We start from the raw sequence: 14,535 nt of genomic DNA, 5'->3' as shown, positions 1-14,535 counted from the left end.
CAACCAGGCCCGTAGATGAAAATTGCCGTCGCCAAATATCCGATCGGCAAACCTGCCGACTTTGCCGCGTTCGCCGCACGCCAGTCCGCGCTGGTGGGCGAGGCTGCCGCCGCCGGCGCACGTCTGCTGGTACTTCCGGAGTATCTGTCGCTGGAGCTGGGCGCGACCTTCGGTACGCAGATTTCTGCCGGCTTGCCGGAGTCGCTGGCGGCGATCCAGGCGCTGCGTGCGCCGTGGCTGGAGCTGTTTGCCGGCCTGGCGCGCCAGCACCAGCTGCATCTGGTGGCCGGCAGCTTTCTGCTCGACCTGGGCCAGGGCCGTTACCGCAACCGCAGCGACTGGTTCACGCCCGACGGCCGGCATGGCTGGCAGGACAAGCTGCAGCTGACCGGCTTCGAAAAGGCCACCGGGCTGATCGAGCCGGGCGATGCGCTGAAGGTGTTCGACCTGGATGGCGTGCGTGCGGCGATCGCGATCTGCTACGACAGCGAGTTCCCGCTGCCGGTGCGCGCGCAGTACGAGGCCGGCGCGCGGCTGTTGATCGTGCCCAGTTGCACCGACACCGCCGCCGGGGCGATGCGGGTACGGGTCGGCTGCCTGGCGCGCGCGCTGGAAAACCGTGTGTTCGTCGCGCAATCGGTCACGGCCGGGCAAGCGCCGTGGAGCCCGGCGCTGGACGTCAATACCGGCGAAGCGGCGGTGTTCGCACCCATGGATGTCGGCTTCCCGGCCGATGGCGTGCTGGCGCAGACCCAGGGCACTGCCGTGTGGGCGTATGCGGAGCTGGATTTCGCCGCCTTCGAGGCCAGCCGCGCGCAGGCGCAGGTCGCCAACGATCGCGATTGGGTCGGTCAATTGGGCGCTCACGTTGTGCGTGCCAGGCTGGCCACGTTCGACTGATAAAGCGCGGCCAGCCACTGCGCGCAGCATCAGGCGAGCGCAGTCGGTGTCTGCGACCAATCGTGCCGACCGTTCCGCGCCGGCCATCACTCTCATTCCTAGCACCATCCAGCAGGTTCCCATGGCCAAGAAAACCCTGATTCCGCACAGCGTCCGTCTCGAGTTCGCGCCTGGCGCGCTGGTGCACAGCAATCTGTCCGGTGCGGCCTTCACCGACGACTGGCTGTGGGTGGCCGGTGACGAGGCCTGCGCGGTGGATCGCCTGCGCAGGCTCGACCCCGTGCAGCGCGAGACGCTGCGCTTCGGCCAGGGGCAGAGCTTTGCGTTGGCCGAGTTGCTGGACCTGCCCGGCGAGGCGGCCGAGGAGGCGGATCTGGAAGGCATGGCGCTGTCGGAGGGATTGCTTTGGGTGATCGGCTCGCATGGGCTCAAGCGCAAGAACGCCAAGCGCAGTCGCGACGATGCCGAAAACGCCAAACGCCTGACCAAGCTCAAGCTCGACGCCAACCGCCGCCTGCTGGCCTGCCTGCCGATCGAGCGCGATGCCGACGGCACCCCGCGCCTAGTGCGCGAAGCCGCCGACGGCCGTCGCGCGCTGCGGCTCAAGGGTGACGCGAAGCACAACCAGCTCACCGAGCTGCTGGCCGACGATCCGCACTTCGGCCCGTTCCTGAAGATTCCCGGCAAGGACAACGGCTTCGATATCGAGGGCATCGTGGTGGACGGCGAGCGCCTGCTGCTGGGCCTGCGCGGGCCGGTGCTGCGCGGCTGGTCGGCGCTGCTGGAGATCCGGGTGCAGGCGCATGGCGACCACCTGCGCCTGGCGCCGCTGGACGAGGACGGCACGCTGCTGCGCAAGCACTTCCTGCAATTGGGCGGGCTGGGCATCCGCGACCTGCATTATTCCGGCGACGACCTGTACCTGCTGGCCGGCCCGACCATGGTGCTGAACGGCGAAATCCGCCTGTTCAAATGGCCGGGCGCGCGTGCGGTGCTGGCCGCCAACCAGGCGCCGGTGCGCTTTCAGCACGAGCTGCTGGAATCGGCGGTGTTGCCGCACGGCACCGACAGCGACCGCGCCGAGGCGATCTGCAACCTTCCCAGCCACCTGGCCGGCGACACGCCCAGCTGGCTGGTGCTGTACGACGCGCCCGGCCCGGCGCGCAGCGGCGGCGATGACGTGGTCTACGGCGACCTGTTGCGCAACCGCTGAGCCGCGCGCGGGCAGGTCTGCGCTGGTCAAGGTAAAATCGGCCGACTCCCGTTTTGCCGAGCGCTCCATGACCTGCCGCACCCGTTTTGCCCCCAGCCCCACCGGTTACCTGCACATCGGCGGCGCCCGCACCGCCCTGTATTGCTGGCTGGAGGCACGCCGCCGCGGCGGGCAGTTCGTGCTGCGCATCGAGGACACCGACCGTGAGCGCAGCACCCAGGCCGCGATCGACGCCATCCTGGAGGCGATGGAATGGCTGGGCCTGGGTTATGACGAAGGCCCGATCTACCAGACCCAGCGCGTCGCCCGCTACCAGGAGGTCGCCGAGCAACTGCTGGCCCAGGGCAAGGCCTATTACGCCTACGAAACCCGCGAAGAACTCGACGCCATGCGCGAGGCCGCGATGGCCAGGCAGGAAAAGCCGCGCTACAACGGCGCCGCCCGCGAGCAGAACCTGCCGTACCGCGACGACCCCAACCGGGTCATCCGCTTCAAGAATCCGGTCGGCGGCACGGTGGTGTTCGACGACCTGATCAAGGGTGTCATCGAGATCGCCAACAGCGAGCTCGACGACATGGTGATCTTCCGCCCGGACGGCTTCCCCACCTACAACTTCGCGGTGGTGGTGGACGATTGGGACATGGGCATCACCGAGGTGATTCGCGGCGACGACCATATCAACAACACGCCGCGCCAGATCAACATCTATGAGGCGCTGGGCGCCCCGGTGCCGAAGTTCGCGCACATGCCGATGATCCTGGACGAGCAGGGCGCCAAGCTGTCCAAGCGCACCGGTGCGGCCGACGTGATGCAGTACAAGGACGCCGGCTATCTGCCGCATGCGCTGATCAACTACCTGGCCCGTCTGGGCTGGTCGCACGGCGACCAGGAGTTGTTCAGTCGCCAGGAATTGCTCGACCTGTTCGACGTCAAGGACGTCAATTCCAAGGCCGCGCGGCTGGACATGGCCAAGCTGGGCTGGGTCAACCAGCATTACCTCAAGACCGACGACCCGGCCAGCATCGCCCCGCAGCTGGAATACCAGCTCGCCAGGCTGGGCATCGATGTCGCCGCCGGCCCGGCCGCCGCCGATGTGGTGGTGGCGCTGCGCGAGCGCGTGCAGACCTTGAAGGAAATGGCCGAAAAAGCCGTGGTCTGGTACCAGCCGCTGGAAACCTACGACGAGGCGGCGGTGATGAAGCACCTCAAGCTGGGCGCAGAAGTGCCGCTGGGCAAGGCGCGCGAACTGCTGGCGGCACAGAGCGAATGGAGCGTGGAGACCGTCTCGGCCGCGCTGCACGACGCGGCTGCCGCGCTGGAGCTGGGCATGGGCAAGGTGGCCCAGCCGCTGCGGGTGGCCATCACCGGCACCCAGGTCAGCCCGGACATTTCGCAGACGGTGTACCTGGCCGGACGCGAGGGCGCCTTGAAACGCATCGATGCGGCACTCATCAAGATAGGGGCGGGCTGACCGCCGGAGCCTGTGATGAAAATCAACGAACACGCCTGCACTGCACCGCATCACCATGTCGACGACGCCAACGGCTTCGTGCGCGCGGTGGAGCGCGCCTGCAGCGAGCGCGGCCTGCGGCTGACGCCGATCCGCGCCAACGTGCTGCGGCTGATCGCCGACGCCGGCAAGCCGGTCAAGGCCTACGAACTGCTGGACTGGGTGCGCGAAGGCAAGGGCGTCGGCGCCGACGCCCCGCCCACGGTGTACCGCGCGCTGGATTTCCTGATGGCCAATGGCTTCGTGCACAAGCTCGAGTCGGTCAACGCCTTCGTCGCCTGCCACCACCCCAACAGCGCCCAGCACTCGGTGCCGTTCCTGATCTGCGATCGCTGCCATAGCGCGGTGGAACTGGAAGACCGCGAGGTGGTGGCGCAACTGGAAGCGCGCGCCAAGGCGCTGGGCTTCCAGCCGCAGGCGCAGACGCTGGAAGTGCACGGCCTGTGCGCCAAGTGCGCGGTGGCCGAGTAAGCATCGCAAGGCAAACCCAGGGCGGTTCACTTGGAGCAGCTAAAAAACCGTCGCGGGCACCTATGCGGCATGGATGCCGTTCAAGAGCTTGCAGGGACGTACTTGCAGCGTGTCCCGCGTCTTTAGGCGGGCAAGGACCCTGCAGCCAGGCAGCAGATCAGCTGGCGTGACAGAGTTTTGTTGGCCGCTCTATAAGTTGCCGGCAGTGCGCAGACCCAGCCATCTGCTGCAGACAAATGCGCTGTTGTTGTCACAGCAACCAAGCTTCGAACATCACACGCGTGCGCGAGTGCCATGCACGCGCATCAGTGGGGTCGCCAGCGACTCATCGCTTACTCAAGCTATCAGACACCATCACTCATCACGCCGCCGCAGCGGTCTTGCATCCATAGCCCGCCAGAAACAGGGCGACCGCGCGCTGCGTCGCTTCACGCAGATACTCGGGCGAGGGATCCTTCAGCGCGCCGAACAGGCAGGGCATCAGGGTTTCCGCCTCCAGCAGCCCGCCGAACTGCCTTGACGCGATCAGGACGTCGGCGCAGCGGATCACGCCGCGATCCATCTGCGTCTGCAGATAGTCGGCCATGCGTTGCATGCCTTCTTCCGGGCCTGCATTGAAGAACAGCGCGCCCACGTCCGACCGCCCCGACACACCGATGATGGTCTGCCAGATGGTGATCGAGCTGGGCTGGCACAGGAAGCCGAGGATGTCCTCGCCGAAGCGCTGCAGCGTCTCGGCGACCGGGCCGCTGCTTTGCGAAAGCGCGTCCAGCAGCGGGTCGATGTAGCGGTCGGACATGTCCTTGGCAAACGCCACGAACAACTCCTCCTTGGACGGGAAATAGCCGTAGAGCGTGCGCTTGGAGCCGCCGACGCGGGCGGCGATCTGCGACATCGAGGCGCCTTCGAAGCCCAGTTCGAGGAACACCTCGCTGGCCGCCTGCACGATGGCGTCGCGTTTTTCTTCGGTTCTGACCCGCATCAACTGACTCCCTTGGGGACTTAAGTATACCGACTGGGCAGGAATGTTTGACGGCCACGGATGCGCTTATTAGGATACCGAACAGTACCGTTTAGATTTAACCATTCTGCGTCCTGTCGGAGACCTCCTCGTGCGTCCTCATGCTTCGTTTCGCCTGCCCCTGCTCGCTGCTGCCGTTGCTGCCACCGTCCTGCTCAGTGCCTGCGGCAGCCCGCCGGGCGGCCCGCCGCCGGAGGAGGGCATGCCCGAAATGGGCGTACTGACCGTCAAGCCGCAGCCGGTGACCCTGACCACCGAGCTGCCTGGACGCACGGTTCCCTACCTGATCGCCGAAGTTCGCCCGCAGGTGGGCGGCATCGTGCAGTCGCGCCAGTTCACCGAGGGCGGTGACGTCAAGGCCGGGCAGACGCTGTACCAGATCGATCCGGCGACCTACCGCGCCAGCTATGCCAGCGCCCAGGCCACCCTGGCCAAGGCGCAGGCCAACCTGCGCACCGCCAGGCTCAAGGCCGAGCGCTACACCGAACTGGTGCAGATCAAGGCGATCAGCCAGCAGGACGGCGACGACACCGCCGCCGCGCTGGGCCAGGCCGAGGCCGACGTGGCCGCCGGCAAGGCCAGCGTGGAAACCGCGCGCATCAACCTGGCCTTCGCGCGCCTGGACGCGCCGATCTCTGGCCGCATCGGCCGCTCCAGCGTCACCCCGGGTGCCCTGGTGACCGCCAACCAGGCCACCGCACTGACCACCATCCAGCAACTGGACCCGATCTATATCGACGTCACCCAGCCCAGCGCGGCCTTGCTACGCCTCAAGCAGGCGATGGCGCGCGGCGAGCTGGAAAAGGCCGGCGACGACGCGGCCAAGGTGTCGCTGCTGCTGGAAGACGGCAGCACCTATCCGCTGCAGGGCCACCTGGCGTTCTCCGATGTCACCGTCGACCAGAACACCGGCTCGATCACCCTGCGCGCGGTGTTCCCGAACCCGAATGCGGAGTTGTTGCCGGGCATGTATGTGCGCGCGGTGCTGCAGGAGGGCATCAAGGAGCAGGGCGTGCTGGTGCCGCAGCAGGCGGTCTCGCGCAATGGCGCCGGCAAGCCGACCGCCTTCGTGGTCGGCGCCGATCACAAGCTGCACCTGCGCGTGCTGGAAACCGACCGCGAAGTCGGCGACCAATGGCTGGTGCGCAGCGGCCTGAAGCCCGGCGAGCAACTGGTGGTCGAAGGCGTCTCGCGCGCCCGCGACGGCATCGAGGTCAAGACCGTGCCGTGGCAGCCCAAGGGCAGGCCGGCTGCCGGTGCCGGCAATGCAGCCGCCGGCACTCCTTCCGCCCCGACCGCACCGCGTGCGGCCAACTGAGGCGGGATCACACGTCATGGCACGCTTCTTTATCGATCGTCCGATCTTCGCCTGGGTGTTGGCCATCATCGTGATGCTGGCCGGCATCCTGTCCATCGCCACCTTGCCGATCGCGCAATACCCCAGCATCGCGCCGCCGGCCGTCGCCATCACCGCCAACTATCCGGGCGCCTCGGCGCAGACCCTGGAAGACACCGTCACCCAGGTCATCGAGCAGAAGATGAAGGGGCTGGACCACCTCAGCTACATGGCCTCCACCAGCGAATCCAGCGGTGCGGTGACCATCACGCTGACCTTCGACAACGGCACCGACCCGGACACCGCGCAGGTGCAGGTGCAGAACAAGTTGTCGCTGGCCACGCCGTTGTTGCCGCAGGAAGTGCAGCAGCAGGGCGTGACGGTGACCAAGTCGGCCACCAACTTCCTCAACGTGCTGGCCTTCACTTCCGAAGACGGCAGCATGAGCGATTCGGACCTGTCCGATTACGTGGCGGCCAACGTGCAGGAAACCATCAGCCGCGTCGAAGGCGTGGGCGACACCACCTTGTTCGGCTCGCAGTATGCGATGCGGATATGGATGGACCCGAACAAGTTGAACAACTTCAGCCTGACCCCGGTGGATGTGCGCACCGCGATCCAGGCGCAGAACGCGCAGGTTTCCGCCGGCCAGCTGGGCGCGTTGCCGGCGGTGCCCAACCAGCAACTCAATGCCACCATCACCGCGCAGACCCGGCTGAAGACCGCCGAGGAGTTCGAGAATATTTTGCTGCGCACGCAGTCCGATGGCTCGCAGGTGCGCCTGCGCGATGTGGCACGCATCGAACTGGGCAGCGAGAGCTACAACACGGTGGGCCGCTATAACGGCAAGCCGGCCGCCGGTCTGGCGATCAAGCTGGCCACCGGCGCCAATGCGCTGGATACGGTGCGCGCGATCGACAAGAGCCTGGAGGAGCAGGAGAAATTCTTCCCGCCCGGCATGAAGGTGCAAAAGCCGTACGACACCACGCCGTTCGTGCGCATCTCCATCGAGCAGGTGGTGCATACGCTGATCGAAGCGGTGGTGCTGGTGTTTCTGGTGATGTACCTGTTCCTGCAGAATTTCCGCGCGACCTTGATCCCGACCATCGCGGTGCCGGTGGTGTTGCTGGGCACCTTCGGCGTGCTGGCGGCGTTCGGTTTCACCATCAACACGCTGACCATGTTCGCGATGGTGCTGGCGATCGGCCTGCTGGTGGACGATGCCATCGTGGTGGTGGAAAACGTCGAACGCGTGATGGGCGAGGAGCAGTTGTCGCCCAAGGACGCCACGCGCAAGTCGATGGACCAGATCTCCGGCGCGCTGGTCGGCGTGGCCCTGGTGCTGGCCGCGGTGTTCGTGCCGATGGCGTTCTTCGGCGGTTCCACCGGCGTGATCTACCGGCAGTTCTCGATCACGATCGTCTCGGCCATGACCTTGTCGGTGCTGGTGGCGATGATCCTGACCCCGGCCCTGTGCGCCACCTTGCTCAAGCCGGTGGAGAAGGGCCATGGTCTGGCGACCACCGGGTTCTTCGGCTGGTTCAACCGCGTGTTCGATCGCGGCAACAACGGCTATCAGGGCGTGGTGCGGCACTTGCTGGGCAAGGGCTGGCGCTACATGCTGGCCTACGCGGTGTTGCTGGCGTTGGTGGTGTTCGGCTTCATGAAGCTGCCGGTGGGCTTCCTGCCGGACGAGGACCAGGGCACGCTGTTCGTGCTGGTGCAGTTGCCGCCCGGTGCCACCGATGCGCGCACCGGCGAGGTGCTCAAGCAGGTGGAGCATCACTTCCTGGTCGATCAGAAGGACTCGGTTGCCGGCATCTTTGCGGTCTCCGGTTTCAGCTTTGCCGGTACCGGCCAGAACGTGGGCTTTGCCTTCGTCAAGTTGCGCCCGTGGGACGAGCGCACCGGCAAGGGCCAGAGCGTCACCGACGTGGCGGGCAAGGCCGGTGCGTTCTTCAGCACCATTCGCGATGCCAAGGTGTTTGCATTCGCACCGCCGGCGGTGTCGGAGCTGGGCAATGCGACCGGCTTCGACCTGATGCTGCAGGACCGCGCCAACCTCGGCCACGAGGCCTTGATGCAGGCGCGCAACCAGCTGCTGGCCGAGCTGTCGCAGGACAAGCGGCTGGTGGCGGTGCGCCCGAACGGGCAGGAGGACACGCCCGAGTTCAAGCTGGAAATCGATTTGCACAAGGCGCAGGCCATGGGCGTGTCGATTGCCGATATCAACAACACCTTCTCCAGCGCCTGGGGCAGTACCTACGTCAACGACTTCATCGACAAGGGCCGCGTCAAGAAGGTGATGCTGCAGGCCGATGCGGTGTACCGCATGAATCCGCAGGACATCGACCGCTGGTTCGTGCGCAACAGCGCCGGCACGATGGTGCCGTTCAACGCCTTCGCCACTGCCAGCTGGAGTTCCGGCTCGCCCCGTCTTGAGCGCTACAACAGCGTTCCGTCGGTGGAGATCCTGGGCATGGCGATGCCGGGTGCTGCGTCCAGTGGCGAGGCGATGCAGATCGTCGAAGCGGCGGCGGCCAAGTTGCCCCCGGGCATCGGCTACGAGTGGACCGGGCTGTCGCGGCAGGAGAAATCCTCGACCGGCCAGACCGGCCTGTTGTACGGGTTATCGATCCTGATCGTGTTCCTGTGTCTGGCCGCGTTGTACGAAAGCTGGGCGATTCCGTTCTCGGTGATCCTGGTGGTGCCGCTGGGCGTGTTCGGCACGCTGCTGGGCGCAATGCTGACCTGGAAAATGAACGATGTGTACTTCCAGGTGGGCCTGCTCACCACGATTGGCCTGGCATCGAAAAACGCGATCCTGATCGTGGAATTTGCCAAGGAACTGCATGAAAGCGGCAAGAGCCTGATCGAGTCCGCATTGGAGGCAGCACGCATGCGCTTGCGGCCGATCCTGATGACATCGCTGGCCTTCATCCTGGGCGTGGTGCCGCTGGTGCTCGGCAGTGGTGCCGGTGCAGGCGCGCAGCATGCGTTGGGTACTGCGGTGATCGGCGGCATGTTGTCCGGCACGATCCTGGCGATCTTCTTCGTGCCGTTGTTCTTCGTGCTCATCAGCGGCTTGTTCAAGCGTCGCGCACAGCCTACTTCGCCCGCACCGCAACCGGCAGGACACTGAGATGACACCGATCCGCATGACATTGACCGCGATCGCGGTGGCCGGCGTGCTGTCCGGATGCACACTGATGCCGCGCTATGCACGGCCCGACGCACCGGTGCCCGAACGCTTTGCCGGCACCGAGCTCTCGACGGCATCCACTACCACCGATACGGCCAGCCCCGGGCAGGCGATCGATATCGCCAACATCGGCTGGCGGCAGGTGTTCACCGACCCGGCGCTACAGCAGGTGATCGCGCTGGCATTGGAGAACAATCGCGACCTGCGCGTGGCCGCGCTCAACATCGAGGTGGCACGTGCGCAGTACCGGGTGGAGCGCGCTGCGCTGCTGCCCGCCGTGCAGGGCACCGGCACCGCCAACAACGCGCGCACGCCGTCGGAGCTGGCCATTCCCGGCCAGCCGCAGGTGTTCCGGACCTACAGCGCCAACATCGGCGTCAGTGCGTACGAGCTGGATCTGTTCGGGCGTGTGCGCAGCCTCAAGGAACAGGCGCTGCAGCAGTTCCTGTCCACCGCCGAGGCACGCCGCAGCACCCATATCAGCCTGGTGGCCGAAGTGGCCACCGCCTATCTGACGCTGGCGGCCGATCAGCAGTTGCTGCAGTTGGCGCAGTCCACCTTGAGCAGCCAGGGCGACAGCTATCGCCTGCAGCAACGCAGCTTCGAGCTGGGTGTGGCCTCGCAGCTCAGCTTGCGCCAGGCGCAGACCACGGTGGAATCCGCGCGTGTGGATGTGGAGCGTTACACCGCGCAAGTGGCGCAGGACCGCAATGCATTGGTGCTGCTGGTCGGCACGCAGGTGCCGGCGGAGCTGTTGCCGCAGGCCTTGCCCGACGGCGCCAGCGTGGACGGCAACGTGCTGGCCAGCGTGCCGGCCGGGTTGCCGTCGCAGTTGCTGCAGCGCCGCCCGGACATCCTGGAGGCCGAGCGCAACCTGCGTGCGGCCAATGCCAACATCGGTGCGGCACGCGCGGCGTTCTTCCCCAGCATCAGCCTGACCGCATCGACCGGCTCGTCCAGCAGCAGTCTGTCCAACCTGTTCGATTCCGGCACCCGCGCCTGGAGCTTCGTGCCCACGCTGACGCTGCCGATCTTCAACGCCGGGCGTAACCGCGCCAACCTGGACATGGCCAAGGCCAACCGCGATATCGAAGTGGCGCAGTACGAAAAGGCGATCCAGAGCGCGTTCCGCGAGGTTTCCGATGCGCTCGCGCAACGCGAGACCCTGGGCCGGCAGTTGCAGGCGCAACAGGCCCTGGTCGATGCCACCGCCGACAGCTACCGGCTGTCGCAAGCGCGCTTCGAACGCGGCGTGGACAGCTACCTGCAGGCGCTGGATGCGCAGCGCGCGCTGTACAGCGCGCAGCAGAACTTGATCACCACGCAGCTGTCGCGCTTCACCAATCTGGCGACGTTCTACAAGGCGATGGGCGGCGGTTGGCTGCAATCGGCCGACCCGGCGGTGGCCACGACCGCGACGGGGCAGCCACGTGGATGACGCCGCTGCCGAGGCCCCGGCGCCCAGGCGCGCACCGCACGACAAGCGTGGCGCGATCCTGCGCGCGGCAGCCGAGCTGTTTCCACGCCAGGGCTTCGACAAGACCAGCATGGACAGCATCGCCGAGCGCGCAATGGTGTCCAAGGCCACGGTGTATGCGCACTTCGCGTCCAAGGAGGTGCTGTTCCGCACCACCCTGGAGGCGCTGGCGCACCAGTCGCCCAATCCCTGGGAGGCACTGTTGAACATGCGCGGGCCGTTGCCCGTGCGTCTGCTCGCCATCGCCGATGCGGTCGTGCGCATGGCGGCCAGCAATGCACTGGGCGATGCCGCCTACGGCCTGGTGCGGCCGCCGGCACTGCCCAGCCAGATACGCGAGGAGATGTGGACGCTGGGCTTCGAACGCTACGACACCACGATGCGTGCGGTGTTGGCGCGCGAAGTGGAGCAGGGCAGCCTGGTCATCGACAATCTGCCGGATGCCTCGGTGCATTTCTTCGGATTGATGACCGGCATGCCGGCCAATGCGGCGCTGCATGGCAGCACGTTGCCAGCACCGGCCGCCACGCAGCACGGGTATGTCGCCAGTGCAGTGGCGCTGTTCCTGCGCGCGTATCGGCCGCAACCGCCCGCGGTGACAGCGGAAGGTAAACGCGAGGTGCCGAGCGGGTTCTAGCGGCGGCGGCAGGGCAGCGCGATGGATAGGTAGTCGGTGGCACGTTGCCTGCGTTCGCATACGCAGAGTTAGCCCGGCAGTGCAGGCGCTGCGCGCGTTGATGAGGCTCGCTCATAAGCGTTAGCGCCGCCTGCTGTGCAATGTGCCTGCGGCCCAGGACTATCGTGGCGCATCGGTGCTGCAGCGGTATTGCCGCCTGCGGCCGACTCATTCGATGCGGCCGTTGCCGCGGGAGCACATGATGCAAACACGACAGTTGGGAAACAGCGGGCTGCAGGTGTCCGCGCTGGGCCTGGGCTGCATGGGCCTGAGCTATGGCTACGGGCCGGCGACCGCGCGCAAGGAGGCCGTTGGCTTGCTGCATGCGGCAGTGGAGCGCGGCGTCACCTTCTTCGACACGGCCGAGGCCTACGGGCCGTTCGCCAACGAGGCATTGCTGGGCGAGGCGCTGGCGGCGCACCGCGACCAGCTGGTGATTGCGACCAAGTTCGGCTTCAAGGACGGACATGCCGACGCCGGGCTCGACAGTCGTCCAGAGCGGATCCGTGCGGTGGCCGAGGCCAGCCTGACGCGCCTGAAGACCGACCGCATCGACCTGTTCTATCAACATCGCGTGGACCCGGCGGTGCCGATCGAAGAGGTGGCCGGCACGGTCAAGGACTTGATCGCCGAAGGCAAGGTCAAGCACTTCGGCCTGTCCGAAGCCGGTGCCGATACCATCCGGCGCGCGCACGCGGTGCAGCCGGTGACGGCGGTGCAGAGCGAATACTCGCTGTGGTGGCGCGAGCCGGAAACCAGCGTCTTGCCAACGCTGGAAGCACTCGGGATCGGCTTCGTGCCGTTCAGCCCGCTCGGCAAGGGCTTTTTGACCGGCGCCATCCAGGCCGACACGCAATTTTCTGCCGACGATTTCCGTAATCAGGTGCCGCGCTTCGCTGCCGAGGCGCGTCAGGCCAACCAGGCGCTGGTCGAACGCATCCAGGCCATCGCTGCCGACAAGGGCGCCACCCCTGCGCAGGTCGCGCTGGCATGGTTGCTGTCGCGCAAGCCGTGGATCGTGCCGATTCCCGGCACCACCAAGCTGCATCGCCTGGAAGAAAACCTGGGCGGCGCCGCCTTGACCTTGAACAACGAGGATCTTGCGCGCATCCAGCAGGAGCTGGATGCGGTAGCGATCGTCGGCGAGCGTTACAGCCCGGAGCGACAGAAGCTGGTCGATCAATAACCCAGCAATCAGCCCGCCAAACCGATGCTGTCGTAGGAGCGCGCTTGCGCGCGATGGGCGTTATCGACAAAGGCCTCGTCGCGCGCAGGCACGCTCCTACACGGGCGCGTCAGCGCACCAGGTTGTGCCGGAAGGCATTGATCACCCCCTTCAACCCGGCCGCAAGCCGACGCTGTCGTAGGAGCGTGCCCGCGCGCGATGGGGCGTTACCGACAAAGGCCTCGTCGCGAGCAAGCGCGCTCCTACACAAGCGTGTCAGCGCGCCAGATCGTGTCGCAATGCGTTGATCACCCCTTAAAACCCGCCGCAAACCGACGCTGTTGTAGGGGCGCGCCCGGGCGCGATGGGGCGTTACCGACAAAGGCCTCGTCGCGCGCAAGCGCGCTCCTACACAAGCGTGTCACCGCACCGGATCGTGTCGCAATGCGTTGATCACTCCTTCAAACCCGCCGCAAACCGACGCTGTCGTAGGAGCGCGCTCGCGCGCGATGGGCGTTATCGGTAACGCGTCGTCGCGCGCAGGCACGCTCCTACAGGGGCGCGTCAGCGCGCCAGGTCGTGTCGCAATGCGTCGATCACTACCGTGAGTGCGCGCGAGGATTGGCGGCGGCTGGGGTAGTAGGCGTAATAGCCGTCGAACGGCTCGCACCAGTCCTCCAGCACGCGGCGTAGCCGGCCGGCGGCGATGTGCTCCAGCACCATGGTTTCCGGCAAGAACGCGAGTCCGCCGCCGGCCAACGCGGCACGCAGGATGGCGCTGCTGCCGTTGAAGGTCCATTGCCCGTCCACGCGTACCTTGACCTCGCGGCCGTCCTTTTCGAAATCCCAGGGCAGCAGGCCGCCATGGGTGGGCAGGCGCAAGCCGATGCAGTTGTGCCGGGCCAGCTCGGCCGGCGAGGCGGGGATGGTGTGGTGCACGAAGTAGCCCGGCACCGCCACCACCGCCATGCGCTGCATCGGACTGATCGGCACCGCGATCATGTCCTTGGCGACCTGGTCGCCCAGCCGGATGCCGATGTCGTAGCGCTCGGCAACGATGTCGGCCAGCCCGTAATCGACGGTGACCTCGATCTTGAGGTCGGGATAGTCGGGCAGTACGTTCGACAACGCCGGCCAGATATAGGCATCGGCAGCGTGGCCGGCGGTGGTGATACGGATGGTGCCGGCCGGCTTGTCGCGGAAGTCGGTGAGCGCGGACAGCTCGTCGTCGATCTCTTCCAGGCGTGGCGCCACGGTGTCGAACAGGCGTGCGCCGGCTTCGGTCATCGACACGCTGCGCGTGGTGCGGGTCAACAGACGGATGCCCAGGCGTGTTTCCAGCGCGCGCACAGTATGGCTCAGCGCCGACTGCGAGACGCCCAGCTGCGCGGCGGCACGGGTGAAGCTGCCCTCGCGCGCCACGGTGACGAAGACCTGCAGATCGTTGAGATTTTCCCGCGCCATTGCTTGCGACGGCCGACTCCAGCGCATGCCATTCATGCCGCTGCATCATGCGCGATGCTGCGTGATGGCTTCAAATCCGAGGTGTCACTGCCGCATTGAT

General features: G+C 66.5%; 11 protein-coding genes. 9 read left to right on the top strand and 2 right to left on the bottom strand.

Annotation, left to right across the window (positions count from 1 at the left end; genetic code table 11):
* Positions 1 to 15: 15 nt before the first annotated feature.
* The 4 genes from KHN93_RS14260 (at position 16) to KHN93_RS14245 (ending at position 4,094) form a co-directional block, all read left to right on the top strand.
* Positions 16 to 900 carry a carbon-nitrogen hydrolase family protein gene (locus KHN93_RS14260; protein WP_024939896.1) on the top strand — a complete coding sequence of 295 codons (885 nt, stop codon included), beginning with the start codon at positions 16 to 18 and terminating at the stop codon, positions 898 to 900.
* 121 nt (positions 901 to 1,021) lie between these two features.
* Positions 1,022 to 2,113 carry a DUF3616 domain-containing protein gene (locus KHN93_RS14255; RefSeq protein ID WP_104559386.1) on the top strand — a complete coding sequence of 364 codons (1,092 nt, stop codon included), beginning with the start codon at positions 1,022 to 1,024 and terminating at the stop codon, positions 2,111 to 2,113.
* Between the two features lie 67 nt (positions 2,114 to 2,180).
* A complete protein-coding gene (gene gltX, locus KHN93_RS14250; protein WP_024939898.1) occupies positions 2,181 to 3,584 on the top strand; it encodes a glutamate--tRNA ligase in 1,404 nt (467 codons plus the stop codon).
* Positions 3,585 to 3,599: 15 nt separating this feature from the next.
* Positions 3,600 to 4,094, top strand: a complete 495-nt coding sequence (locus KHN93_RS14245; protein WP_104600288.1) for a transcriptional repressor — start codon at positions 3,600 to 3,602, stop codon at positions 4,092 to 4,094.
* 361 nt (positions 4,095 to 4,455) lie between these two features.
* Here the strand turns inward: KHN93_RS14245 and KHN93_RS14240 are convergent, their stop codons facing one another.
* Positions 4,456 to 5,076, bottom strand: a complete 621-nt coding sequence (locus KHN93_RS14240) for a TetR/AcrR family transcriptional regulator (RefSeq protein WP_104601294.1) — start codon at positions 5,074 to 5,076, stop codon at positions 4,456 to 4,458.
* A 130-nt stretch (positions 5,077 to 5,206) separates the two neighbouring features.
* Between KHN93_RS14240 and KHN93_RS14235 the strand changes: the two genes are divergently transcribed.
* From KHN93_RS14235 to KHN93_RS14215, 5 genes are all read left to right on the top strand, one after another.
* Positions 5,207 to 6,433, top strand: coding sequence for an efflux RND transporter periplasmic adaptor subunit (locus tag KHN93_RS14235; RefSeq protein WP_211920472.1), 1,227 nt, complete (start codon positions 5,207 to 5,209; stop codon positions 6,431 to 6,433).
* A 16-nt stretch (positions 6,434 to 6,449) separates the two neighbouring features.
* Complete coding sequence (locus KHN93_RS14230) at positions 6,450 to 9,593, top strand: efflux RND transporter permease subunit (RefSeq protein ID WP_211920470.1); 3,144 nt, start codon at positions 6,450 to 6,452, stop codon at positions 9,591 to 9,593.
* A 1-nt stretch (position 9,594) separates the two neighbouring features.
* Entirely contained in the window at positions 9,595 to 11,091 is a 1,497-nt protein-coding gene (locus KHN93_RS14225; protein ID WP_211920468.1) for an efflux transporter outer membrane subunit, read from the top strand.
* Positions 11,084 to 11,767, top strand: coding sequence for a TetR/AcrR family transcriptional regulator (locus KHN93_RS14220; protein WP_211920466.1), 684 nt, complete (start codon positions 11,084 to 11,086; stop codon positions 11,765 to 11,767). The genes KHN93_RS14225 and KHN93_RS14220 overlap by 8 nt, the downstream gene beginning before the upstream one ends.
* A 241-nt stretch (positions 11,768 to 12,008) precedes the next feature.
* Complete coding sequence (locus KHN93_RS14215; RefSeq protein WP_211920464.1) at positions 12,009 to 12,992, top strand: aldo/keto reductase; 984 nt, start codon at positions 12,009 to 12,011, stop codon at positions 12,990 to 12,992.
* Positions 12,993 to 13,535: 543 nt separating this feature from the next.
* Here the strand turns inward: KHN93_RS14215 and KHN93_RS14210 are convergent.
* Entirely contained in the window at positions 13,536 to 14,435 is a 900-nt protein-coding gene (locus tag KHN93_RS14210) for a LysR family transcriptional regulator (protein WP_212579653.1), read from the bottom strand.
* Positions 14,436 to 14,535: the final 100 nt, after the last annotated feature.

It is taken from the genome of Xanthomonas arboricola pv. juglandis, from assembly GCF_905367715.1.
GTDB lineage: Bacteria > Pseudomonadota > Gammaproteobacteria > Xanthomonadales > Xanthomonadaceae > Xanthomonas > Xanthomonas arboricola.
This window is presented reverse-complemented; position numbering and strand designations above follow the sequence as displayed.

Excerpts from the sequence above, each read along its gene's own strand:
- KHN93_RS14260 (WP_024939896.1), top strand. The coding sequence starts at position 16 with ATGAAAATTGCCGTCGCCAAATATCCGATCGGCAAACCTGCCGACTTT.
- KHN93_RS14255 (WP_104559386.1), top strand. The coding sequence starts at position 1,022 with ATGGCCAAGAAAACCCTGATTCCGCACAGCGTCCGTCTCGAGTTCGCG.
- gltX (WP_024939898.1), top strand. The coding sequence starts at position 2,181 with ATGACCTGCCGCACCCGTTTTGCCCCCAGCCCCACCGGTTACCTGCAC.
- KHN93_RS14245 (WP_104600288.1), top strand. The coding sequence starts at position 3,600 with ATGAAAATCAACGAACACGCCTGCACTGCACCGCATCACCATGTCGAC.
- KHN93_RS14240 (WP_104601294.1), bottom strand. The coding sequence starts at position 5,076 with ATGCGGGTCAGAACCGAAGAAAAACGCGACGCCATCGTGCAGGCGGCC.
- KHN93_RS14230 (WP_211920470.1), top strand. The coding sequence starts at position 6,450 with ATGGCACGCTTCTTTATCGATCGTCCGATCTTCGCCTGGGTGTTGGCC.
- KHN93_RS14225 (WP_211920468.1), top strand. The coding sequence starts at position 9,595 with ATGACACCGATCCGCATGACATTGACCGCGATCGCGGTGGCCGGCGTG.
- KHN93_RS14215 (WP_211920464.1), top strand. The coding sequence starts at position 12,009 with ATGCAAACACGACAGTTGGGAAACAGCGGGCTGCAGGTGTCCGCGCTG.
- KHN93_RS14210 (WP_212579653.1), bottom strand. The coding sequence starts at position 14,435 with ATGGCGCGGGAAAATCTCAACGATCTGCAGGTCTTCGTCACCGTGGCG.